The 23,280-nt window shown below is 60.6% G+C and carries 26 protein-coding genes; 13 read left to right on the top strand and 13 right to left on the bottom strand.

All coding sequences use genetic code 11. The features are described 5' to 3' along the window. Positions 1 to 7 precede the first annotated feature (7 nt). The 5 genes from GAL_RS06310 to GAL_RS06290 are packed head-to-tail and all read right to left on the bottom strand — an operon-like array spanning position 8 to position 4,839. Positions 8 to 1,474 carry an aldehyde dehydrogenase gene (locus GAL_RS06310; RefSeq protein ID WP_024096753.1) on the bottom strand — a complete coding sequence of 489 codons (1,467 nt, stop codon included), beginning with the start codon at positions 1,472 to 1,474 and terminating at the stop codon, positions 8 to 10. Between the two features lie 10 nt (positions 1,475 to 1,484). Continuing rightward, complete coding sequence (locus GAL_RS06305; RefSeq protein ID WP_024096752.1) at positions 1,485 to 2,522, bottom strand: LLM class flavin-dependent oxidoreductase; 1,038 nt, start codon at positions 2,520 to 2,522, stop codon at positions 1,485 to 1,487. Positions 2,523 to 2,535: 13 nt separating this feature from the next. Further along, positions 2,536 to 3,459, bottom strand: coding sequence for a flavin reductase (locus tag GAL_RS06300; RefSeq protein ID WP_024096751.1), 924 nt, complete (start codon positions 3,457 to 3,459; stop codon positions 2,536 to 2,538). Beyond that, positions 3,456 to 4,265 carry an alpha/beta fold hydrolase gene (locus GAL_RS06295; RefSeq protein ID WP_024096750.1) on the bottom strand — a complete coding sequence of 270 codons (810 nt, stop codon included), beginning with the start codon at positions 4,263 to 4,265 and terminating at the stop codon, positions 3,456 to 3,458. The genes GAL_RS06300 and GAL_RS06295 overlap by 4 nt, the downstream gene beginning before the upstream one ends. Beyond that, positions 4,237 to 4,839, bottom strand: a complete 603-nt coding sequence (locus tag GAL_RS06290) for an amino acid synthesis family protein (RefSeq protein WP_024096749.1) — start codon at positions 4,837 to 4,839, stop codon at positions 4,237 to 4,239. Before GAL_RS06290 ends, GAL_RS06295 begins: the two co-directional genes overlap by 29 nt. A gap of 100 nt (positions 4,840 to 4,939) precedes the next feature. Here GAL_RS06290 and GAL_RS06285 point away from each other — a divergent pair, with 100 nt between their 5' ends. The 5 genes from GAL_RS06285 (at position 4,940) to GAL_RS06265 (ending at position 8,466) form a co-directional block, all read left to right on the top strand. Further along, on the top strand, positions 4,940 to 5,650 hold the full coding sequence (locus GAL_RS06285; protein WP_024096748.1) for a GntR family transcriptional regulator: 711 nt from the start codon (positions 4,940 to 4,942) through the stop codon (positions 5,648 to 5,650). Further along, the gene (locus GAL_RS06280) at positions 5,643 to 5,936 is read left to right on the top strand and encodes a DUF1330 domain-containing protein (RefSeq protein ID WP_024096747.1); all 294 of its coding nucleotides are present in this window, start codon (positions 5,643 to 5,645) and stop codon (positions 5,934 to 5,936) included. The genes GAL_RS06285 and GAL_RS06280 overlap by 8 nt, the downstream gene beginning before the upstream one ends. Positions 5,937 to 5,948: 12 nt before the next feature. Next, entirely contained in the window at positions 5,949 to 6,371 is a 423-nt protein-coding gene (locus GAL_RS06275; RefSeq protein ID WP_024096746.1) for a carboxymuconolactone decarboxylase family protein, read from the top strand. A gap of 51 nt (positions 6,372 to 6,422) precedes the next feature. After that, entirely contained in the window at positions 6,423 to 7,217 is a 795-nt protein-coding gene (locus GAL_RS06270; protein ID WP_024096745.1) for a maleate cis-trans isomerase family protein, read from the top strand. A gap of 91 nt (positions 7,218 to 7,308) precedes the next feature. Beyond that, positions 7,309 to 8,466, top strand: coding sequence for a M24 family metallopeptidase (locus GAL_RS06265; RefSeq protein ID WP_024096744.1), 1,158 nt, complete (start codon positions 7,309 to 7,311; stop codon positions 8,464 to 8,466). Positions 8,467 to 8,548: 82 nt separating this feature from the next. Here GAL_RS06265 and GAL_RS06260 read toward each other — a convergent pair whose 3' ends face one another. Continuing rightward, positions 8,549 to 9,025, bottom strand: coding sequence for a dihydrofolate reductase (locus GAL_RS06260; RefSeq protein WP_024096743.1), 477 nt, complete (start codon positions 9,023 to 9,025; stop codon positions 8,549 to 8,551). Positions 9,026 to 9,037: 12 nt separating this feature from the next. Beyond that, complete coding sequence (locus tag GAL_RS06255) at positions 9,038 to 9,871, bottom strand: thymidylate synthase (protein ID WP_024096742.1); 834 nt, start codon at positions 9,869 to 9,871, stop codon at positions 9,038 to 9,040. Between the two features lie 298 nt (positions 9,872 to 10,169). Here GAL_RS06255 and GAL_RS06250 point away from each other — a divergent pair, with 298 nt between their 5' ends. From GAL_RS06250 to GAL_RS06240, 3 genes are all read left to right on the top strand, one after another. Beyond that, a complete protein-coding gene (locus GAL_RS06250) occupies positions 10,170 to 11,108 on the top strand; it encodes a hypothetical protein (RefSeq protein WP_024096741.1) in 939 nt (312 codons plus the stop codon). A gap of 4 nt (positions 11,109 to 11,112) precedes the next feature. After that, entirely contained in the window at positions 11,113 to 12,537 is a 1,425-nt protein-coding gene (locus GAL_RS06245) for a hypothetical protein (protein ID WP_024096740.1), read from the top strand. 132 nt (positions 12,538 to 12,669) lie between these two features. Next, positions 12,670 to 13,098 carry a VOC family protein gene (locus GAL_RS06240; protein ID WP_024096739.1) on the top strand — a complete coding sequence of 143 codons (429 nt, stop codon included), beginning with the start codon at positions 12,670 to 12,672 and terminating at the stop codon, positions 13,096 to 13,098. A 565-nt stretch (positions 13,099 to 13,663) separates the two neighbouring features. Here the strand turns inward: GAL_RS06240 and GAL_RS06235 are convergent. The 3 genes from GAL_RS06235 to GAL_RS06225 form a co-directional block, all read right to left on the bottom strand. Beyond that, entirely contained in the window at positions 13,664 to 14,161 is a 498-nt protein-coding gene (locus GAL_RS06235; protein WP_024096738.1) for a MarR family winged helix-turn-helix transcriptional regulator, read from the bottom strand. A 73-nt stretch (positions 14,162 to 14,234) separates the two neighbouring features. Next, the gene (locus tag GAL_RS06230; protein WP_024096737.1) at positions 14,235 to 14,495 is read right to left on the bottom strand and encodes a succinate dehydrogenase assembly factor 2; all 261 of its coding nucleotides are present in this window, start codon (positions 14,493 to 14,495) and stop codon (positions 14,235 to 14,237) included. Further along, positions 14,492 to 14,887, bottom strand: coding sequence for a helix-turn-helix domain-containing protein (locus GAL_RS06225; protein ID WP_024096736.1), 396 nt, complete (start codon positions 14,885 to 14,887; stop codon positions 14,492 to 14,494). The genes GAL_RS06230 and GAL_RS06225 overlap by 4 nt, the downstream gene beginning before the upstream one ends. A 109-nt stretch (positions 14,888 to 14,996) precedes the next feature. Here GAL_RS06225 and GAL_RS06220 point away from each other — a divergent pair, with 109 nt between their 5' ends. The 3 genes from GAL_RS06220 (at position 14,997) to GAL_RS06210 (ending at position 17,752) form a co-directional block, all read left to right on the top strand. Continuing rightward, positions 14,997 to 16,199, top strand: coding sequence for a pyridoxal phosphate-dependent aminotransferase (locus tag GAL_RS06220; RefSeq protein WP_024096735.1), 1,203 nt, complete (start codon positions 14,997 to 14,999; stop codon positions 16,197 to 16,199). Positions 16,200 to 16,212: 13 nt separating this feature from the next. After that, positions 16,213 to 16,635, top strand: a complete 423-nt coding sequence (locus GAL_RS06215; RefSeq protein ID WP_024096734.1) for an NUDIX hydrolase — start codon at positions 16,213 to 16,215, stop codon at positions 16,633 to 16,635. A 250-nt stretch (positions 16,636 to 16,885) separates the two neighbouring features. Continuing rightward, positions 16,886 to 17,752, top strand: coding sequence for a delta-class carbonic anhydrase (locus GAL_RS06210; RefSeq protein WP_024096733.1), 867 nt, complete (start codon positions 16,886 to 16,888; stop codon positions 17,750 to 17,752). 206 nt (positions 17,753 to 17,958) lie between these two features. Here GAL_RS06210 and GAL_RS06205 read toward each other — a convergent pair whose 3' ends face one another. After that, on the bottom strand, positions 17,959 to 18,783 hold the full coding sequence (locus tag GAL_RS06205; RefSeq protein ID WP_024096732.1) for a TauD/TfdA dioxygenase family protein: 825 nt from the start codon (positions 18,781 to 18,783) through the stop codon (positions 17,959 to 17,961). 90 nt (positions 18,784 to 18,873) lie between these two features. Here GAL_RS06205 and GAL_RS06200 point away from each other — a divergent pair, with 90 nt between their 5' ends. Then, a complete protein-coding gene (locus tag GAL_RS06200; RefSeq protein WP_024096731.1) occupies positions 18,874 to 19,770 on the top strand; it encodes a LysR family transcriptional regulator in 897 nt (298 codons plus the stop codon). 191 nt (positions 19,771 to 19,961) lie between these two features. Here the strand turns inward: GAL_RS06200 and GAL_RS06195 are convergent, their stop codons facing one another. Continuing rightward, a complete protein-coding gene (locus GAL_RS06195; protein WP_024096730.1) occupies positions 19,962 to 20,666 on the bottom strand; it encodes a glutathione S-transferase family protein in 705 nt (234 codons plus the stop codon). 295 nt (positions 20,667 to 20,961) lie between these two features. Further along, on the bottom strand, positions 20,962 to 22,356 hold the full coding sequence (locus tag GAL_RS06190; protein ID WP_024096729.1) for an MATE family efflux transporter: 1,395 nt from the start codon (positions 22,354 to 22,356) through the stop codon (positions 20,962 to 20,964). A gap of 168 nt (positions 22,357 to 22,524) precedes the next feature. On the opposite strand from GAL_RS06190, the gene GAL_RS06185 reads away from it, so the two are divergent. Further along, complete coding sequence (locus GAL_RS06185) at positions 22,525 to 23,259, top strand: DUF2461 domain-containing protein (RefSeq protein ID WP_024096728.1); 735 nt, start codon at positions 22,525 to 22,527, stop codon at positions 23,257 to 23,259. Positions 23,260 to 23,280: the final 21 nt, after the last annotated feature.

Genomic DNA, 23,280 nt, shown 5'->3' with positions numbered 1-23,280 from the left:
CTGGCGATCACCGCATCACAAAAGGATCCGGGATCGGATCATCGCTGGTGCGCAGCCAGACCGTTTTGACCCTTGTATAGTCCAGCGCAGCCTGAAGCCCCCCCTCACGCCCATGCCCGGACAGCCCCTGCCCGCCGAAGGGCGCAATCGGGCTGACAGCACGATAGGTATTGACCCAGACAATCCCCGCCCGAATGCCCCGGATCATTCGATGCGCGCGGGTGAGATCTCGGGTGAAGACGCCGGAGGCCAGACCATGGGCAGTGTCATTGGCCAGTGCCAGCGCCTCGGCCTCGGTATCGAACCCGCGCACCGACAGAACCGGACCAAAGAATTCCTCCCGCAAACAAGGCGCCTCCGCTGCGTCGGAGCAATCAAGGATGGTCGGCGGGAAGAAATATCCCTCCCGCTCCAGCTGCTGACCGCCTGTGACAAGCTGCGCCCCGGCAGACAGGGAGGCCGCAATCAGATCCTCGGCCCGGCTGAGCTGCGCGCGGGTGCACAGCGGGCCAATCTCGGTCTCTGGCAGATCCGGCGCACCGATCCGAGCGCTTTTGGCTTTCTCTGTGAGACGTTGCAGGAAGGCATCCTTGATCTCGTTCGAAATGATCAGCCGTGACCCGGCCACGCAGCTTTGTCCTGTCGCGGCGAAAATCCCGGAAACCTGCGCGTTGACGGCGCTGTCGATATCTGCGTCTTCAAACACGATGAAGGGGGATTTCCCGCCCAGCTCCAGAGAGGTGGACGCGAGGTTTTCGGCGGAATTGCGCACCACATGGCGCGCCGTTTCCGGCCCACCGGTAAAGGCCACGTGATCAATCCCGGGATGAGAGGTCAGCACCGCGCCGCAATCGGGACCAAATCCGGTTAGGACGTTCAAAACCCCCGGTGGAAACCCGGCCTGATCAAAGATCCGGGCAAATTCCAAGAGCGGTGCGGGACCGTCCTCAGACGCCTTCAGCACCACCGTACAGCCTGCTGCCAGTGCCGGGCCGACTTTCACTGCCGCCAGAAACAGCTGCGAATTCCACGGCACCACAGCTGCCACCACCCCAAGCGGTTCACGGCGCAGCCAGACCTCCATATCGGGTTTATCAATCGGCAGATGGGCGCCTTCGATCTTGTCCGCAAGGCCAGCGTAATAACGATAATACTCAGCCACATAGGCGATCTGGGCGGAGGTTTCGCGGATGATCTTGCCAGTGTCGCGCGTCTCAAGCCGCGCCAGCGTATCGGCATTCTCGGCGATCAGATCCGCCAGACGCGCCAGCAGCCGCCCGCGAGCGGAAGCGGTCATCCCAGCCCACTCTGGGGCCAGAAAGGCGGCGCGGGCGGCAGCGACGGCGGCCTCCACATCTGCGGCGCGGGCCTCCGGCATCATCGCCCAGGGCGTGCCGGTTGCAGGATCGCGGCTCTCAAAACGGGCGGAACCGTCCGAGAACTCACCACCGATATACTGCTGGAACTGCTGCATGGTTTTCCCCTCAGGCAAAGGCTGGCATGACATCGCGGATGAACCGCTCAAGCGAAGCTTTCTTGCGCTCAAAGCTCATCCCACTGTCGATCCAGAAACTATATTCATCATATCCCAGCGCCTCATAGCTCCGGATCCGGGCAATCGCATTCTCAGCCGTGGCGATCACATTGTCACGCAGCATGGCCTCTGGCGAATAGAACGGATGGGCAGCGATCTCCGCCTCGCTCAACGGTGCGATCAGCCCCTGCGACACCGGGCGCTCGTTTTTGAACCAGGCGCCGAAATAGCAATAAAACCGGTTGATCTCCTCCGACGCCTGCTGCGCATCTTCGGCATCTGCGGCAATATAGGTATGGTTCAACAGCATGATCTCCGGGCGGGGGGCATCCGGAAATTTGGCGCAAGCTGCATTGAAGGTCTCCATCAGCCGGGAGATTTCCTCATCCCCCTGCCACAGCGGGGTCACCTGTACATGGCAGCCATTGGCGACCGCGAATTCATGGCTGTTGGGATCACGTGCAGCGACCCAGATGGGCGGGCCGTTTTCCTGTCGCGGCTTGGGCAAGGCCGTGGTGGCAGGGAAGGAATGATAGGTGCCCTCCTGCGCGTAGTCGCCCCGCCACAACCCCTGGATCGCCGGGATCAGCTCCCGCATCCGCTGGCCTGCATCCCAGGCATCCATGCCGGGCACCATCCGTTCGTATTCGTAATTATAGGCGCCGCGCGCAATACCAAGCTCCAACCGCCCCTCGGTGATGAGGTCGGTCATCGCCGCCTCCCCCGCGAGCCGGATCGGGTGCCAGAACGGCGCGATAATCGTGCCGGTGCCCAACCGCACATTTCGGGTCTGGCGGGCCAGATCGACAAGGTTCAGAAACGGGTTCGGCGCGATGGTGAAATCCATCCCGTGATGCTCTCCGGTCCAGACCGCGTGCATACCGCCCTCATCGGCGATCTTGGCCAGCGCGACGAACTCGTCATAGAGGGTTTGTTGATCCTGTTCCGCCGCGGTGCGTTCCATATGGACAAAAAGAGAAAAGCGCATGTGTCACCTGCCGTTATGCGATCTGGCGGATTTCGCCGCTGCGTTGATTGCCGGAATAAATCCCGAAGTCCCCTAATGCTGCCTCGCGGGCGAACCGCTCCAGCATGGTCAGGATCGCGGGGTCGCTGATGTCCTCAAGACCTGCTTCAGCCACCCCGTCTTGCGCCAGCGGCACAAAGGTTCCGCGCGTCGGCACGCCTGCCCCTGCCTGACAGAGAAACGCGATATGCTGGCGTTTGCGCGCGACATCCTCAAACACCGAATAGACAAAGCCCGGCTCTGCCGTGAGCCCGGTCTCGGCGATCAACTGGCGCACCGTGGCAGAGGCCCCATCCGGACCAGCCAGCGCCTCCGGTAGGGTCGCACCGCCCTGGCCATCATCGACCAGCAGCACCTCTCCGTTGCGTTCGATCAGGGCGGAGACCACGAGATCAGGCCCGGTTCCGGCAGGTTCTGCAGTGGTCGCAGCCGTGACATAAGCCCCGCGTGCATAGCCAAGCCCCGGATGGGTGCTGGCGTCAAAGGCTTTGACCTCTCCGATCAGGATCACGTGATCACCGGCCTCAACCGTCTTGTGCATCGCACAGTCAAACCATGCCGAAACGCCATCAATCAGAGGCGATCCAGCGGGGCCGGGCCGCCAATTGAGACCGGCAAAGCGGTCCTCCACCGGGCGGGCGAATATATTGGAAATCTCGATCTGAGTTTCTGCCAATACGTTGACCGCAAAGCCGTCGCCCTTGACCAGCGCCGCATAGTTGCGCGAGCTGTTGGCAAGGCAGACCAGCACCAGAGGCGGATCAAGCGAGACAGACGTAAAAGAGTTGGCAGTAAAGCCAATCGGCGCACCGTTTTGGTCATGGGAGGTCACAACCGTTACACCGGTCATGAAACTGCCAAAGGCCTGGCGTAAGGCGCGCGGATCAAGAGACGTCATGACGGACCCTCCTCAAATGGGGTGGCCAGCCAGTCGCGCAGATGGGCGGCGACCACATCCGGCGCGGTCAGGTTGACCATATGTCGGTGGCCGGGGATGACGATGGCGCGCCCCATCTGCACCCGTGCGGCCATCGCCTGCGCCATGGCCGGAGTGGAATTGGGATCACCATCACCGGTGATGGCGAGAAACGGACAGGCGATGTCCACAAGCTGATCGGCATAGGTTGCATCGCCCCGCGCAAAGGCCCCATAAGCGGTGGCATAGCCTGCCGGATCAACAGCCCGCAACCAGTCTGCAACCTGATCCCGGGCGAGAAGATCTGTCGCGCTGTCGCCGAACCAGCGGGCCAGCGGCGTTGCCAGATCAACAGGGCCCGCATCGATTTCGGCAGCACGGGCAAGCACAGCCGCGCGCGCCTCAGCCGTGCGGCAGAAAACACCGTTCAGCAGCGCCACGCGCTGTGTCAACGCCGGGTGGCTGGCCGCAAAACCCGCCGCAATCAGCGCCCCCATGGAATGACCCGCTAGGTTGACCGGACCGAGATCCAGCGCCCGCACTACATCTTGCAGCCATGCGACGAAATCCGGCAAGTCACTCCCCACAGGCAGTGGGTCGCTGCCGCCATGCCCCGGCAGATCAAGCGCGATGACCCTATGGCTGCGGCTCAGATCCTCGATCTGCGGTGCCCAGGCTGCGGATTGCATACCAACCCCATGCAGCAGAACCAGCGGCGCACCCGCCCCGCCATCATGCAGGGTGACCGTGCGTCCAGCCTCAGACAGCTGCAGGGTTGTCAACGTCATGACCAAGCTCTTTCAAATCCTGATAGCGGTCGCCGATCCGGTGGTGCGGGCGCCCCCCGATGGAGGCGCCAAGCGCAATCAGGATCTCATCCGCGGCGGGCGCATCCGCAACAGACGTCTGGATGGTCAGATAATGCGACCGCCTGCCGCCATCGTTTTTGTCCATCAGCGGGATCATCAACGGCGCATTGGCCGGCCCACGTGTGTTGCAGAAGGACAGGTAGGATTTCGCCCCCACCGCGTTGCGGTAATGATTGCCAAATTGCAGCGTGTGGATCAGGGCGGAGGCATGTTCCACCTCGCCATTGAGACCGACAATCGCGGATTTCCCATAGCCCTCGACCCGGTCGCCGCCACCTGCCGCCTCCAGGATCATCTCGGTCAGCAGCGTGCCAAGGCCCGGTGCGCAGTCCCGGATCTGAGGGCCGAGATCCTCAACAAAACCCTGACCGGCCCAAGGGTTCTGAATAACAGCCATCGCAGCAATCATGGTGAGCGGGCTGGCGGCTTCCTTGCCCCCTTCTATCAACGTGTTCTCGACATGAAGCAGCGTTTTTCGAATGACGGCGGGCATGGGACTCTCCTGATCGGCAGCGTTGTGGTATCATGGTATACCATTATACGATATGTCAATCATACTTGCCGCAGCCACAGCCGATTGCTATGCAGACCCCATGGACAGCACTCAGACCACGCTCCGCAAAATCGACAAGGCGCCGCAAACCCTGCGTGATATTGTGCAGGAGAGAATGCGCGAAGCCATTATTGACGGACATTTTGCGCCCGGTGAACGACTGGTGGAACGTCCCCTCTGCGACCAACTGGGCGTCAGCCGCACCGTTGTGCGCGAAACCATCCGTTATCTGGAGGCCGAGGGGCTGGTCGAGATCATCCCCAATCGCGGACCGGTGGTCGCGCGGCTGTCCTGGGGTCAGGCACAGCAGATCTATGATGTGCGCCGCCAATTGGAAAGCTCAGCCGCAGCAGTCTGCGCCGCTGCCCAAGGTCCCGAATTTGCCGGTTCACTCAGCCGGGCGCTTGCCGAAGTTGAGGCATCGATGACAGACACCGAATGGGGGAACCTATTGCGTGCTACCACCGATTTTTATCAGCTAATCTTTATGGAGGCGGGCCACAGCATTGCCTGGGACATTGTGCAGCGCCTGAATGGGCGGATCAGTCGGTTGCGGGCCTTAACCATCGCCGCAAAAGACCGCGAAACCTCCGGGATGAGCCATATGACCGCGATCCATGATGCCATTCTCAGCCGAGACCCGGACAGGGCGCGCAAGGCGGTTGAGGCCCATATTGCCGACGCGGCCCAAACTGCGCAGCGATTCCTGAAAGACCCCGCGCCGACAACCGGAGAGACGCACGATGGCTAAAGGATATTGGATCGCCTTTGTCACGGTCACCGATCCTGATCGCTATGCCGGCTATCAACAGCAGGCGCCTGCAGCCTTTGCCAAATATGGCGCGCGGTTCCTGGCCCGGGGTGGCACGGCTGAGACACTGGAGGGCACGGCCTATCAGCGTCATGTCGTCATCGAATTCGACAGCAAGGCAACCGCCCTCGCCTGCTACCACTCTCCCGAATATCAATCCGCCCGCGCCCACAGACAGGCCGCCTGCACCGCGCAGATCGCTATCGTCGAAGGGTTAGAGCCATGAAGGACCACCCGAATGAGCAACCCCCCATCTGACGCCGCGCAGCAAACCAGCAGCTTTGACGAAGATCTGTTCCTGAAAGGTCTGGAACAGCGCAAGGCGACCCTTGGCGCCGAGTATGTTGAGCGTAACCTCGCCGCTGCCGATGACTTTACTCGCCCCTTTCAGGAAGCGATGACTGCCTGGTGCTGGGGGTTTGGCTGGGGCGATGAGACCATTGATGCCAAGACCCGCTCGATGATGAACCTTGCCATGATCGGCGCCCTTGGCAAGATGCACGAATGGGAACTGCATTGCCGGGGTGCCTTGAACAATGGCGTCAGCCGCGAGGAAATCCGCGCCATCATCCATGCGGTTGCCATCTATTGCGGCGTGCCGCAGGGTCTTGAATGTTTCCGTGCGGCCAAGGCGGTTCTCGATCAACATGAGCAGCCCTGAGCCACAATCGCCGGGCAATCATCCACCCCAACGCAGGAGCGTACTCCGCTGATGTTCAGATCCGGTCAAACCATTCAGTCCAAACCCCGCACACCGCTGATGGGCAAGGGCACGGCCCATCGCGCCAGTCTTGGCTTTATTCTGATGTCGACCGATCTCGCCTGCGAGGCGGATCTCTTCGCCATGGCCCCGGACGGCGTCGGCGTGCATATCACCCGGCTTAGGACGGATGACTACACCACCAATGAAACGCTGGCGCGCCATATCGATCACATGGCCGATGCGGCCGGGCGGCTGCAACCTGACATGAAGCCTGCGGTGATTGCCTATTGCTGCACCTCCGGGTCCATCGTCTGCCGGGAAGAGAACGTCTTTCGTGAGATCCGCAAAGGCGCGCCCTATACCCAGCCCATGAGCATCGTGACCGGTGTGATGGACGCTCTGCGTGAAGTGGGTGCAAAACAGATCGTGGTGGGCACGCCCTACCTTGATGATGTCAACACCGCCGAGGCCGAGTATCTGCTGGCGGCGAGGTTTGATATCCTCGACATTCAGGGGCTGCAGCTGGAAACCGGTGTGGAATTTGGTCAGGTGGAACCCGCCTATTGGAAGGACTTCGCGCTGGAAATCGATCAGCCGGACGCGGATGCGATTTTCCTCTCTTGTAGCGGGACGCGCACGCTTGAAGTGGTGGAGGAGATCGAACAGGCCGCAGGCAAACCGGTGATCACCTCCAATCAGGCACTGATGTGGTCCTGCCTGCGCCGGGCTGGGATCACGGATCACCTCAATGGCTTTGGCCAGCTGTTCAACCATCCGGGCCGGGCGCTGACGCCGACACTCTAGCCCGCTTTTCTCCCCTTCACGCTGGCCCCTCTTGCGGGCACAGCGCCCCGACAGGCAATCGCACCACCATCGCATCACCAAAGAGGCCCCCATGACACCAGCCCCTGCCCTGCGCGGATTTCCCGAGGCCGAATACGCCGCCCGCACGCAGCTTGCCCAGACCCGCATGGCCGAGGCCGGGTTGGACGCGATTTTGGTGATGAGCGAACCGGAGGTGCAGTATTTCACCGGTTTTCAGACCCTGTTCTGGCAAAGCCCGACCCGCCCCTGGTTCGTGCTGATCCCGGCTGCAGGCAAACCCATTGCCATCATTCCAGAAATCGGCGCCAGCCTGATGCGCCGTAGCTGGATTGATGATATCCGCACCTGGTCTGCGCCCGCCCCTCAGGATGATGGCATCAGCCTGCTCACCGAGGCACTGTCTCCGCTTCGCAGGCTTGGCGTTATGAAGGGCCATGAAACCCATCTGAGGATGCCGCTCGACGATTGGGAGCGGTTGATGGCTACGCTGCCCGATCTGCAGATCCACGATGCCACGCATCTGGTGCAAGGCCTTCGAATGGTGAAATCCCCGGCTGAGATCGATAAACTCGCCCGGATCTGCGCCATCGGCTCTGCCACCTTTGCCACCGTACCGGACTTCGCCCGCGAAGGTGTGCCGCTGGACGAGGTGTTCCGCGCCTTTCGCCGTGAGGCGCTGGCACAGGGCGCTGACGGTGCGCCCTATGTGGTTGGGGCCAGCGCACCGGGCGGCTATGCAGATGTGATTTCGCCACCGGATGCGACACCGCTGGCGGCAGGCGATATCCTGATGCTGGACAGCGGCATGGTACTGGATGGCTATTACTGCGATTTTGATCGCAACTGGGCCATTGGACGGGCCGATGACACCGCCCGGCGCGCCTATGATGTCTTGTGGCGTGCAACCGAAGCTGGGCTAGACGCCGCCCGCCCCGGCAACAGCTGCCGCGATCTGTTTCAGGCCATGTCGGCCGTAATTGCAGAGATGGACAACAGCGGCGGCGACATTGGCCGCCTGGGCCACGGGCTGGGGTTGCAGCTGACCGAACAGCCTTCCCACGCAGCCTTTGACACAACCGAGCTGCAAGAAAACATGGTACTGACGTTGGAACCGTCACTGTCCTATGGCGACGGGCTGATGATGGTACATGAGGAAAACATCGTGGTGACACCAGAAGGGGGCCGCCTGCTCAGCACCCGCGCCCCCGCCGAGCTGCCCGTGATCTAACAACCACCCAACGGTTGTCGAAGCTCGCCCACACCAAGTTGATCAGAGGCCGCGCTATCCGAGCGGCCTCAACGCCCTGCCCTTAGCGGCGCAGATATTCCACTACGACACAGGCGGGAGCCTCACTGCGAATCTGAGTCTGGCTGGCAATGCCCCACTCACCAGCCCGGAACTCGGGGAAATGCGTATCAGCGCCCTCGACCTCAGTCTCGACCTCGGTGATCAGCATCCGGTCGGCCATATCCATCATGCCCTTGTAAATACCAGCGCCGCCAATGCCATAAATTCGGTGATAGCCCTGTGCACGCGCCTCCGCCAGCGCCGCCTCAATGCTTGGATAGACCAGGTCGGCGGCCTCAGGATCCGAGGACACCACCAAATTAAGCCTGTTTTTCAATGGCTTCACCGGCAGGCTATCCCAGGTATTGCGCCCCATGATCAATGCCCCGCCCAGCGTCTCGCGCTGAAAAGACTTCAGATCCTCCGGCGCATGCCAGGGGATCGTGTTGTCCTTGCCAATGGCGCCATTCTGGTCGCGAGCAACAATAAGCGTGATCATCTCAGTCCTTTCTCAAACCGCGACCGGGGCCTTGATGCCCGGGTCCGGGGTGTAATTCAGCACGTCGAAATCTTCATATTTAAACTCAAAAATCGAAGGCACATCGCGGTTGATGCGTAACTCAGGCAGCGGCTGCGGTCTCCGTGACAATTGCAAAGCTACCTGATCCATATGGTTGGAATAGATATGCGCGTCACCGATGGTGTGAATGAAATCCCCCGCCTCATACCCGGTCACATGCGCCAGCATTTTCAACAGCAGTGCATAAGAGGCGATGTTGAAAGGCACCCCCAGAAACATATCCGCAGACCGCTGATAAAGCTGAAGATGCATCCGCCGCCCCTGCACCCGCACCTGCCAGAGCGAATGGCAGGGCGGCAGCGCCATATCAGGCACATCCGCAGGGTTCCAAGCCGTCACGATCAGGCGGCGACTGTCCGGGCTGTTTCGGATCATATCAACCAGATTGGCGATTTGATCCACTGTGCCCGCGCGATAGAGCGGCTCCTCCCCGGTCGTACCCTCTGCCAGCTCCAGCCGCGGGAAATGCCGCCACTGATGGCCATAGACCGGACCAAGATCGCCATTCTCATCCGCCCATTCGTCCCAGATCGACACGCCATTGTCCTTGAGGTAGCCGATATTGGTATCGCCGGACAGGAACCACAAGAGTTCGTGGATGATGGAGCGCAGATGCAGCTTCTTGGTGGTTACCAGCGGAAACCCATCCGCGAGCGGATAGCGGGTCTGCATCCCGAAACAGGATATGGTGCCTGTGCCGGTCCGGTCGCTGCTCGCCTCGCCGTGGTCCAGAATATACTGCAATGCCTCATGGTACTGGCGCATGGTGACCGCCCCCTCGTGATCGTCTTCGCGCGGGATGCTGACGGCCCCCGCAAGGTCCCCCCTGTCTAGCCTGCTCGCACCTCTAATCTCAAGGGCTGTCAGGTCGGATCACGGCGTCTTAACGCCCCGCCGCATCACTGGAACCCAGCCCGCCTGTACCCGCCAGCGCGCCTGTGAAAAAAGGTCACCGAACCGCCACGCTCCCCTGTAACGACGCGACCGTCGCGGCAATTCAATTGACTTTCCGCAACCATGACAAGACACTGGCGCAAACAAAGAAATATTGAGGTCAGTTCAAATGAAGCGGGCAATGCTAGGACTTGCGGCAGCCACCCTTCTGTCAGCCTGTGGTGGGGGGACAAACCCCTTTGACACCGATGACAGCACCGATGGGGACACCACCACCGATCCGATTGTACCCGAAGTGTTGGCCTCCGATGTCGACAGCGTCGCCTATGACGCCGCGGCCGGCACGCTGGTGATCACCGGGCTTAGCCTGGATGACACCCCATTTTCCGCCAGCTACCGCCGCCGCCCGGCGCTCGACCGGCAGGGCTATGAGGCCTATACCGCGCAGGACAGCTCGCTTGACCGTCACGTCACCGCCTATGTTCGCGAAATCGAAGACGGCGCCTTTGCCGTTGCAGTCGCTACCGGCGGTCAGTTCTCCTACTACTTTGCCGGTACCAGCTATGGCCGTCGCGGCGGTTATTCCGCCCCAACCGGTGACGTGGCCTCCGGCGGTGTGGTCAGCTATGCCGGGACCTATGTGGGCCTGCTGAATATCGCAGGGGACGGCGGCGATCTGCTGCCTGTCACCCCCGGCACCCCCAGCGATATCCGCCCGGCCCAGACAGCTGAGGTCACCGGCGATGCTTTCGTCAACGCGGATTTCGGCGACAACATCGTCAATGGCACCATCTACAACCGTCAGATTGAACCAACCAGCGCAGGCACCGTGCCGCAGACGCTGGTAACCCTTGATCTGGCACCCACAGATATCACCGCCAATGGCACCTTTACCGGCACCGCATCGCAGGTCGTTAACGGCACCCGCACCAATGTCGGAACCTATGGCGGCATTTTTGCCGGGACCGATGCCACCTCCGTTGCCGGGTCGGTGTTCGCCGAAAACCATGTGGAAGACATCGACGGTATTGAGGAATACGGGATTTTCGTGCTCGGCCAATGTGGTACCGCCGACAGCTCAGCCGTCTGCGACCAGCCGGTTCCGTGATCCCATGCGGCGCCCCTTGGCCGCGGCCCTTACACTGGCGCTGCTTGCTGCAGCGCCAGTCGCTGCGGCAGAGCCAGCACCCGAACAGTATCTGAGCCTTGAGCAGGGTCGCCTGCTGGCTGCGCACTCCCTTGGCACCGGCAAGCCGGAACTGACGCTGGATCTGACCCGCGCCCTCTTGCGGGCGGATCGGCAAGACCATCTTGCCTGGTATCTACGCGCTGCCGCTCAGGCACAGCTGAAATCGCCCGGCGCGGGGCGGCGTTCCGCCGCGCGCGCCTATCGCTTCGCCCCGGACAACGCTGGTAAATTTCGCGCGGCTCAGCTTGCAGCGCGGCTGGCCGTGCAGGACGCCCGCCCCACGCTCGCTCAGGTCTGGCTCCGCCGTACCGCCGTCCATGCCCCCGATGAAATCAGCGAAAAACGCATCGCTGCCGACTATAAGGTGCTGCGGCGCATCAACCCCTGGTCATTCCAGCTGCGCGGGGAGCTGAAGCCCTCCAACAACGTCAACAATGGCGCCGACAGTACGCTGGAGGTGATCGACGGGGTACCCACGCTTGGACGCTTTGGGCCGCGCTCGGTTGCATTGGAGGGCACTGTCGGTGTGCTCGACATGTCGATCAGCCGCCGCCTGCAGCAAAGCAGTACGAGCCTCACCACGCTGAGCGCCCGCACCTATGTGCAGCGGGTGGCGCTGTCCTCAGATGCCAAGGCCAAGGCCGCCACCCTCGCCCAGCAATCCGGTACCACAGTGCCGCGCAACAGCGAGTTTGGCTCCACCTATGGCGAGATTTCCCTGACCCATGCCTTTGCCGTTGGCCCGCCGGAGCGTCAAGGCTCAGCCGCGCTTGGCCTCAGCTTTGGCACCGCCTGGTATGGCGGCGAAAAGAGTTACGATCTGGTGAAACTGACCGCCCGGCGCAGCTGGCAGCTCTCGGCGCGCACCGGCGTGACGCTGGATGGCATGGCAGAGCAGCGACTGGATGCGCGCGGCCCGTCTCAGGATGGTGAGGTGTTCGGCCTTGGCGCGCGGGTCAACCGCAAACTGCTGAACGGCGATCAGATCAACCTGAGCGTCGCGCTGCGCGACACCCGTTCGGGCCATGTGAACACCTCCAATCGCACCGCGACGCTGCGGTTGGGATATCAATTTGCCAAACCACTGGGGCCTGCCAAAATCAGCACCGGGTTGATCCTGGGGCGCTCTGATTATCCGCAGTTTATTGCGGGCTTTCCCGCCCGCTACCTGCCGGACGGGCGCGAGGACACATCGCTCTATGCCGATGTGAACCTGTTCTTTGAGGAATATGACTATGCAGGCTTTGCCCCGACATTGCGCCTGCGCGCTGGTAAAAAAGAAAGCAATCACAGCCGCTTCCAGTCTCGCGAATTGTCTCTCTCCCTCGGCATCCAGTCCAAGTTTTAAACCCTAATAGCCAATCAGACCGCGCAATCGCTCTGGTCACCGCCAGCGGACGCATTATGGTCAGGGGTCTGAGATATACGACACGGACGCCGCGCCGCTTGAGCCAGTCGTCCTGACAAGAGGAAGACACCGATGCCGCTGAAATATCTTCACACCATGGTTCGCGTCAAAGATCTGGAAAAATCCATGGCCTTTTACGAATTGCTCGGCCTTAAGGAGACCAAACGCTATGATAGCGAAAAGGGCCGTTTCTCGCTGATCTTCATGGCTGCGGAAGGCCAGGAAGACACTCCGATAGAGCTGACCTACAACTGGGATGGCGACGATGCGCTGCCCAGCGACAGCCGTCATTTCGGCCATCTGGCCTATGGTGTTGATGATATCTATGCCACCTGCCAGCATCTGATGGATAATGGTGTGACCATCAATCGCCCCCCGCGCGATGGGCACATGGCCTTTGTCCGCTCTCCCGACAATATCTCGATCGAGCTGCTGCAAAACGGCGACTCGCTGGATCCGGCTGAACCCTGGACCAGCATGGAAAACACCGGCAGCTGGTAAGCTTGGCAGTTGGCAGGCGTGGCAGTTGGTAAGCCTGACTGCTGGTCAGCCTAGAGCTGCTGATCACTGAAACCACAGGGCGGAACGCGCTTTTGACCTGCCCTGTGGTATGGGGCACCGCGCTGTCACGGCTGCGATGGGCCACAGGCGCGCCAGCTCATCAGGCCGGATACCTGCGCAGATCCTGACGATCCGAATATGTCTGCCATCGCGCTCTCAGATCCTAAAATGCGCCGCTAGGGCCAGATATCAGTCGGCACATCACCGACACTCAGCAAGCGCACATCATTCCACGCCAAAACGCACCAGCCGGTTGCCCCGGTGGTGTTTCAGCTACGCTGTGATCACTCGAAACATATGCCAAGCCTGACGGGCCTTCTGGTCCCAGATCCGATCACACATCCGGCATTCTGCGCGGTGGGCATCGGGGGTGGCTTGGTCAGATCAGCTGCCCGGCAGCAAATCAAATGGGTCAGGCATATCGCAGAGATACGGCATTCTGCCGGTACGAGATATGCGTTGCGACCGTTAAGGTGCAAACCATTCAAGTCTGCAAAACAAAGACTTAGTAGATGTAACGGATCTGGTCAGACCAGTAACGTTCCACCCGTTTCAGCGAGGCCGTGATATCCGCGATACCTTCACCGCTGATCACACCTTTGCCTTCCAGGCCCTCGGCGTGGCGCGAGAACAGGGCCGCAACGATATCGCGAATCTCGCGACCGCGTTCTGTCAGGCGCACCCGGACCGAACGGCGATCAATCTCGCAACGCTGGTGGTGCATATAGCCCATTTCGACCAGTTTCTTCAGGTTGTAGCTGACGTTGCTGCCCTGATAATAGCCGCGTGATTTCAGTTCGCCTGCCGTGACTTCGTTATTGCCGATATTGAACAGCAACAGTGCCTGGACCGCATTGATCTCCAGCACGCCAACGCGCTCAAACTCGTCCTTAATCACGTCCAGCAGCAGACGGTGAAGACGCTCAACCATTGCAAGCGCCTCAAGATAGCCAGTCATGAACCCCTTGGTGTCCTGCTGGCCGATTGGCATTTCCATACTCATCCGCATCTCCGACTCGATGGTGTCTGCGAGCCACAATGCGGAAAATTCCCGAAAAATCCGTTAAGCTGAAATTTTATTCTTTTTGATGGGTTTGCGATATGTCGCCAACCAGCGCAGCGAACTGCGTCGGGGCGGCCACCTGCCCCGTCACCCACTGGTAGAGATCTTGATCGTTTTCCTGCAACAGCCGATCATAGAGATCCAGCTCAGCCGGGCCCATCTCAGCGAGGTTCCGTTCGGCATAGGCCGACAGGAGAATGTCCATCTCCTTGATCCCCCGGCGCATGGAGCGCATCTGCAGCCGTTTCAAACGATGGGCAGGCAGCTCACTCATTGGGCGCTGCCTTCCATCACCAGACGCAGACGTTTCTCCAGCCGTGCCGCCCGGTCAGCATTGCCACGCAGCTCTTCGCGCAGCTGGCGCAATTCAGTCATGACCGCAGCCAGATCCTGCGGCACCTGTTCCCCAGCCGGGGCTTCCATGCCCTCGCCTTCACCGGTCAGAAGCCAGCGCATGGATACATTCAACAGCCCGGCCATCATCGACAGCTTGTTAGCGCGCGGCTCCGACAGATCCTGCTCCCAGCCTGCCAGCGTCGCCTTTTTTATGCCCAGTCGGCGCGCCAGCTGTGCTTGTGTCATGCCCGCAGCATCCCGCGCAGCTGCCACACGGTCACCAAAGGTTGCGGCCTCCGGACCATACCAATTCATGTCGTCGTTGCTCATTTGCCCGCTCCTGTTGGCCTATCGGTTTGCCTGCCCTTTGATCGCGCTTGATCGACAGTTAGCGGCACCCTATGACAGTTCTACACGACATTCAAACAGAGGTCTTTCCATGCAATTCCTGTCCGATAGCCTCGCCCGCGTCAAACCGTCCCCCTCCATCGCGATCACCACACTGGCCGGGGAATTGCGCGCTGCGGGCCGCGATGTGATCGGGTTGAGCGCCGGGGAGCCAGATTTCGACACCCCCGACAATATCAAGGAAGCGGCAATCCGGGCTATTCAGGCAGGCAAGACTAAATACACTGCCCCCGACGGCATCCCCGAGCTGAAGCAGGCGGTCTGCGATAAATTCGCCCGCGACAATGGGTTGGACTATACCCCTGCGCAGGTTTCAGTCGGCACCGGCGGCAAACAGATCCTCTATAATGCGCTGATGGCGACGCTGAACCCCGGTGACGAGGTGGTGATCCCCGCCCCCTACTGGGTATCCTACCCCGATATGGTGCGGCTGGCGGGTGGCACTCCGGTCTGTGTCGAATCCTCGCTGGAAACCGGGTTCAAGATCACCGCAGACCAGCTGGAAGCGGCGATCACGCCTAAAACCAAATGGTTCATCTTCAATTCCCCCTCCAATCCCACAGGGGCCGGCTACCAGCCAGACGAGCTGAAGGCGCTCACGGATGTCCTGCTGCGCCACCCTCATGTCTGGGTGATGACCGATGACATGTATGAGCATCTGGTGTTTGACGATTTCACCTTTTGCACCCCGGCACAGGTTGAGCCGCAGCTGTATGATCGCACACTCACCTGTAATGGCGTCTCCAAGGCCTATGCGATGACCGGCTGGCGCATCGGCTATGCGGCGGGGCCAAAGCCGCTGATTGACGCCATGCGCAAGATCCAGTCACAGTCCACCTCCAACCCCTGCACCATCAGCCAATGGGCCGCGGTTGAGGCCCTGAACGGCACCCAGAATTATATCCTCCCCAACACCGCCGTCTTCCGTCGCCGCCGTGATCTGGTGATCTCAATGCTGAGCCAGATCGAAGGTGTCGCCTGCCCGGTGCCGGATGGCGCCTTCTATGTCTACCCGTCGATTGCCGGGTTGATCGGGCGGACCTCAGCCGGGGGTGTTGCGATCACCGATGACGAGGCCTTTGCCAAGGCGCTCTTGGAAGAGGCCGATGTCGCGGTGGTGCATGGCGCGGCCTTTGGGTTGTCACCAAACTTCCGCATCAGCTACGCCGCTGCGGATGAAACCCTGACCGAGGCCTGCCGCCGCATTCAGGCCTTCTGCGCCGCGTTGCGCTGACCGGAGACCACACATGCCCACCGCCCTGCCAGACTATTACTTTCGCGTGCGCGACAACGGCGCCTTCGTGTTCCGTGTCGACAGCGAAAACCGGCAGCGGCGGCTGGACATGGACCAAATCGCGGTGGTGAAGCTGCGCAATGGCGAGATCCGACCACATGGTGACCGCAACCTCAGCCCCGAAGACCTGAGCGCCATCCGTGACTGGATGGAACAACGCAGCCGCACCTTGGCTGCGCGGGATATGGATGACATCCACCGCACCATTGACCACCTAAACCTTACGGCCCATTGGGCCCAAAGCAAGGCCAGCGACGCACAGCTGGACGAGATCACCGACCAGATGCTGCTGGCGATGCATGATTTACGCTCGGTTCTGGTGCGCAAGAAGGCTGACCGGCTGCTGAAATCCACCAAGGACAGCGACGCCTCCTGATCTGGTCCCACCAGATCCGAGATCTTGCACAGTATCTTACGTCTGTGACGAAGCGCCCTTGGTCACAGCCCGCTGGCAGAGCATCAACTTGCAACCTTAGGTCGATTAATCCTATCATCACACACTCAAGTTAAGGAACTAAAGGCGGCAATGCAGATCGTGACGTGACTACCTCGCCACTGCTTGGTCTCGCGCCCATCCGATATGGCCGCCACCGTTACCAGTGACCTCAGTCAAAACAGGATTCATGATGCAGTCATTTCGTTTGATCGCTACCACCGTTGCCGCCCTGACCCTTGTACATGGCGCAGCCATAGCCGCAGATACGCCGGAGCCCGTGAAAGACGGCGAGATTGACAGGCAGCGCGCCGCGCTTGCCATGTCCACCTTTGGCGCAGGCTTTGGCCCGCAATCGCCCCGCGATATCGACGCCGCCGAAGGGCAAAATCTCCGCTCTTTCTCAGCTGCTCCACCTGCATCGCAAATGAACCTCTGCAATATCCACTTTCACGAGAATGCCGAACATCGCGGTGGTGACTTCACCACCTACGCAGGCAATGGTGATGGACAGGGCTATGGCAGTGGCTACAAGTACGATGGCACGCTGACCGAGGCCGAATTGGCTCCACTGGACAGCCCGATTGGGGCGGAGGGCGGCCACGGCGACCTGCAGCCGGGCGACACCATCGAGGTGCACTATGTCCACACCACCGCGCAGGTGACCCCCGGCCCGACTCTTGGTGCCTGCCTGAGTGAGGCCATCGGCAATCCGCAGCTGCGGGTGGAGGCACAGGTCTATGTGTTGGTCAATGATCCCAGCGCCGCCGATTTCGAGGAGCTGACCCGCCTGACCGTCCGTAACAACCTCTATCAGGCACAGAACATCCCCAGCAACACCGGCACCCCGGTGCGCTATGCAGGCTCCACCACCGGGCCGGGCTACAACACCAAGGGGTCGCCGTTTCAGGTCACCTGGAGCGTCCGACCCAAGGTGATCCGCGTGAATATCCACAGCGTCGGCGCCTGGCTGGAACACAATCATTTCGACGAGACCCACGCCCACGGCGTCCGCAATCTGGTGACCAATCCAGACCTGCTTTCACCGATCAGCAACTGACGCCATCGCAGCTGCCGCCAAAGGTCGGAACGAACAGTTACCAGGCAAAATGGGTGCCAAAGACGCGCACTCCAAGGGGTGGATGTTAAGAAAAGACCACTTCGCTCAGAGCGTATTGATCGCTCTGAGCCCAAAGCTTCAAGTGGTGCGAGAGGCATGAACGGCCGCTGCGCGCAGGCGCTCTGTTCCGGCCAACATCGGATTTTTTACCCCGACAAGCCCACGCCATCCACGGTGATCCGGTGCATAAGACGCCGGAAGCCGTGATAGTCGTTGATTGCCTTGTGCCAGGTGGCACGATTGTCCCACATGGTAATGTCGCCTTCTTGCCAGCGGACACGGGCCTGAAATTCGGGCTGCCTGCAATGTTCATAGAGCATATCAAGGATGGCGGCGGATTCATCGGGCGTCAGCCCTTCAATATGTGTGGTGAAAACAGGGTTCACGAACAGCCCTCGGCGCTTGCTCAGCGGATGCGTGATCACGACAGGATGGCGCGCATCCTGGGTCGCGGCTGAGGCATTCGCCAACCGACCGCTCTTGGCCGCTTCGCTATCCTGCGTCGCCGCGCCAAAGACATGACGGGACGAATGCACAGCGGTCAGCCCATCCAGAAACACGCGCATCTTGTCCGACAGCGCCTCACACGCGGCGGCCATTGACACAAAAAGGGTATCTCCGCCGTAGGGCGGCATTTCGATGGCGTGCAGGATCGACCCCAGAGCGGGAATCTGATCGTAGGAATGATCGGTGTGCCAGCCTTCCCCGACCGCTTCCTTCTGGTCTTTTTCCTTCAGGACGGTTGCGATTTCCGGATGCCCGTCAACGGGTTTGAAAAAGCGGTTCACGTTGATCGGACCAAAGCGGCGCGCGAAGTTCAGATGGTCTTCTGGGGCAATGTCCTGCCCTCTGAGAACAATGACGGAGTACTTGGCAAAAGCCGCCTCGATTTCCGCGAACTGCGCACCGTCTGTGACGTCGGCTCCGAAAATCTCTGCCCCTAATCCGCCTGTCAAAGGTTTGATGTCCATTGGGTCTCTCCTGACGATTTGAGAGAGGGATAGACTATTGCCTATGATCTGAAAAACTGAATTAATCACCTCAAAAGGTAGATTTTATCGATGTTTCAGTTTTCCCTTCGTCAGCTCACCTTCCTGTCGGAAGTGGCCCGTTGCGGCGGAATTGCGCCTGCGGCCCGAAATCTGAACGTCTCGGCGGCGGCGATATCTTCGGCGCTTGATAAACTCGAAGCGGTCACTGGCTTGATATTGTTCGACAGATTTCCCGCACGGGGCATGCGGCTGACCAGTGCGGGCGCTGATTTCCTGGCTGATGCTGACGTGCTGCTCACACGCGCGAAGGCCTTGCAGCGGCGTGCCGCCGAGTTGGCTAAAGGAGAAACCGGCACAATTCGGATCGGAACCCATTACGCCATCGCCCAGCAGATCGTACTGCCTGCGGTTCTCACGTTCCGTGAGAGCTATGCACGTGTTGATATCGAAGTTGTGGAGGATGATTTCAGCAACCTTGTTGCAGCACTTGATGCAGGAAACGTCGATGCGCTTGTTGTTTTTAATCAAGGCTTTGGTGACACGCGCTTCGATGTTGAAATTGTGAAAACGGTGCCGCCTTTGGTTCTGTTGCCCGCGTCACACCCGTTGGCAAATGCAGACAGTGTGGACCTCGAAAGCCTGTCCGGCATTCCTTACATTAACGCATCGCCCGCGGGTCCCGGCCCCAGCTATCTCGACTTGCTGCACGCGGCCGGGCTTGAGCCTGAGGTGCCGCTGACGTCGCAATCGCGCGAAATGGTTCAAGCCTATGTCGGAAAGGGATTGGGTTTTACCCTTGTCGGTTTCCAGCCAAGGCGGAATCTGACAATCGAAGGCGATGCTGTCGTAACGCGCCCGCTCGCGCAGGAGATTGGCCACTTTGAGATCGTCCTAGCCGTGGCACGGGCCGTAAAGCCGCCGGATTTGGTCACCGAATTTCTGGACTTGTGCCGGACCCAGGCTTGAACAATTGAGTGTAGCTCGTTTCTGATAGCGGTCGTTTGTGCGGTCGCATCGAAAGTCGGCTCGGTCCCTCTCAACCGACCTTGACCTCCCGTCTCAGTACCAATTCGGCGTCCTTGTGCGGAGAACCGCAGCTGGGCAGCCAAAATGGCAGATGCTCCGCTCTGAATAGATGTTGGGAAACAACTGCGCAATCAAGCAAGACCGTCATAGAGCGTGGAGCGTCCGCGCTGAAGATATGGCCCCACCCAATCCTTGCTCCGTACAACTCGCGTTAACGCGGTCTCGACGGGCAACCTGTCAATCATGCTTAACACCGGCAGGACCGCGGCATCCACAGCCGTCGGAGCATCCCCCAAAATGAAGGGGCTTGCGCCCTTGATCTGTCCGAGGGCGTTCAGATCATTTTCTACCTTCTGCAAACGTTGTTCCAAAGACATCCGCGCGAAGCCGTTGCTTTTCAGCCCGGCCCTCACAGATCGGCGAACGATGCCAGCAATCAGCTTTCGAATTGGGCGCGGCACGTCGTCGAAAAACAGCGGCCCGATATACGCCCAATTCTGGTCATCCAGCCAACGGTCATGAATGAGCGCATTGCGTAAAGTCTCCTCGACCATCTTGATAACGGAATGGCCAATCGCCTTCTGCTCGTCCGTGCAATCAGGGAAGAAATCCGCACCCTGCGTGGTCAGCCAACCCTGAATGAACTCGCTATCGGGGATCAGTTGGCCCTTTGCCCGCAAGACAGGCAGCCGTCCGTGTGGCATTGCAGACGGGTTTGCCAGGTCTTCACGCTCCCAGGTTTGACCGGACATCTGCAAGAGGATCATGGCCTTGGCGCAAAACGGGCTGTGGCTTGGTTCGCTGAAACTGGGCGGAAATGTAATCAGAGTGAGCATCTATGGTCCTTCGATCTGTTGGCCCTCGTGATATTCTGAGATCATGACAAAAACTGTCATGAGGGCACGAGCATGAGCCGAATTTTCAGACTGAAACAGATGCGGCAAAGCTGGAGGTTATATCGGCGACTTTGTGCCCGCACCGGGGCGCGCTGTAGCCAAGCGTGATTGCGCATATTCGGCATTCAGCACACATGGGGCACAAAGGTGCCTTCAAGAAACTCAGCTTGAAACAGCCCCGCCACTGCCAAGGAGAATCGGGCTTTCAGGGCACACTGGCCAGATGCCACAACCGCTATCGCGCAGTGGTGGCTGTCGACGTCCCGACCAGCTTGATCGAGCGGCGCCAGAACCGGATCATCAGGAACAGCCCCGCCGCCGTCAGACCCAACACCAGACCCAGCCAGACCCCAAGCCCGCCCATGTCGAAGGTAAAGCCAAGGAGATAAGAGGCCGGGATCCCGACCGCCCAATAGCTGAGCGCCGCAATCACCATCGGCACGCCGGTATCCTGCACCCCGCGCAGCAGCCCCAACGCGATCACCTGCATCCCGTCCATCAACTGGAACAGCGCTGCCGCCGCCAATAGTACGCTGCCGATCAGCACGATTTCGGCCCGGTCCGGATCATCCGGCGACAGGAATAGCGAAATCAGCGCCTCAGGCACCGCCAGAAACAGGATCATCCCCAGCACCGACAGCCCCAGCGACATCGCCATCACCACCCGCGCGCCGCGCGCCATATGGTCCCGGTCGCCACGACCGAAGGCATTGCCAGCCCGGATTGTCGCCGCATTGGACAGCCCCAGATGCATCATGAACGCCAGCCCGCCCAGAGACAGCGCGATACCATGTGCGCCCAGCGCCACGGTACCAAGCCAGCCCATCATCATCGCCGAGGCGGCAAACAGGCTGGTTTCGCTGAGGTTGGTCAGACCGATCGGCAGGCCCAGGCGCAGCACCCGGCTCAGCATCTCCCAGTCTGGACGCTGGAAATTCTTCAACAGCTCATGCTCGGGCAACGCCTTCAACGCGTAGAACAGCACAAAGATACAGGCAAAGACATTGGTCGCCAGCGAGGCCAGCGCCGCCCCGGTCACCCCCAGTTCCGGCGCGCCCCAATGGCCAAAGATCAGCATATAGTTGATGAGCGCATTGAGCGCCGCCGCCAGAACCGACACCCAAAGCACGATCTGCGTCCGCTCCAGCGCGGCCAAGTAGCTCTTCAACACCATATAAAGCAGCGCCGGAAACAGCGCCCAGCCCGCGATCCGCAGATAATCAGCCGCGCCACGGGCCACCTCCGCCTCCTGCCCCAGCAGCAGAAGGATCGGCTCCGACCACCACAACAGCGGCATCACCAGAAGCCCATAGGCCAGCGACAGCCACAGCGCCATGCGGGTGCTCCGGCGGATCTGGCGCTCCTCACCGGCGCCTGCAGCAGCGGCCACCATCGGCATCACGGCAAAGGCAAAACCGGACCCCAACAGAAAGATCGTGAAGAAGTATGTAGAGCCCAGCGTCACCGCCGCCAGCGCCTCAACCCCGTACCACCCAAGCATCACCGTATCGGTCAGGCCGATGGCAAACTGCGCCACATGGCCGCCGATCAAAGGCAGCCCCAGCACAGCAATCGCACGGCTGTGACCAAGGAGGGTATTGGGGGCGGGCGGGGGTATTCTCTGTGTCATACCCCAGCCTTAGGCCTCGACCGACATAACGGCAAGCCTGATCTTACCGCTGGTTGTCGGCTCCCTCCGGCTCTCAGCCGCTCCGGGATTATGGTTTTCGCATGTCTGCGCACTGTCGCACCTGTGTTAGGCTTATCTCAAAGCCAGCCCACCGCGAGGAGCCTTCATATGTCCGATATCACACGCCAGCTGATCCCCGACGCACGGGCCTTTCTCGCAGAGCTGGCAGAGACCAACACGCGGGATTGGTTCCTGTCCCACAAGGCGCGTTACGACGCAGAGTTGCGCCACCCGGCTGAGGCGCTTTTGCAAGAGGTCGCGGACTATCTGCACCCGCGTCATCCCGGCATTCGAGGCAAACTCTTCCGCCTCCAGCGCGATCTGCGCTTTTCCAAGGACAAGACCCCTTATCACACCCATTTGCATCTGCTGTGGCAGCTGCCGCAGATCCCCGGTTGTGGGGTGTTCTTTGGCATTGATCCCGGCGGCCTGCGCATCGGGGGCGGCATCATGGGCCTGAAAGGCACCGCGCTCAGTCGCTGGCGGGATGCGGTTGCGGGGCTGCCCCTGACACGGAGCTATCCCACCGCCGGGCTGGCGCAGGTCGGGGGGCATCCCAACCCCCGCGACAGTGGCTTTGCCGATGAGATGGCGGCGCTGATGGATATCCTCGCCCTCAAGGGGTTTCAGCCCAAGGCACCAGAGTTGAAACGCGTGCCCGCACCGCATGGGCAGAGCCATCCCCATGCCGATCTGCTCCGGCGCAAATCGCTGACGCTCTGGCGTGATGTCGCGCTTGCGCCGCCGCCGGATCCCATGGCCGCAGTCTGCAGCGCCGCCCTTGTGCTGACGCCGCTGTTTACACTGCTGCAGCCGATCCTTGCCGATCCTGTTGAGGCCTAGCCCGGTCTGACGCAGACCTAG

It is taken from the genome of Phaeobacter gallaeciensis DSM 26640, from assembly GCF_000511385.1.
Taxonomy (GTDB): Bacteria; Pseudomonadota; Alphaproteobacteria; order Rhodobacterales; family Rhodobacteraceae; genus Phaeobacter; species Phaeobacter gallaeciensis.
This window is presented reverse-complemented; position numbering and strand designations above follow the sequence as displayed.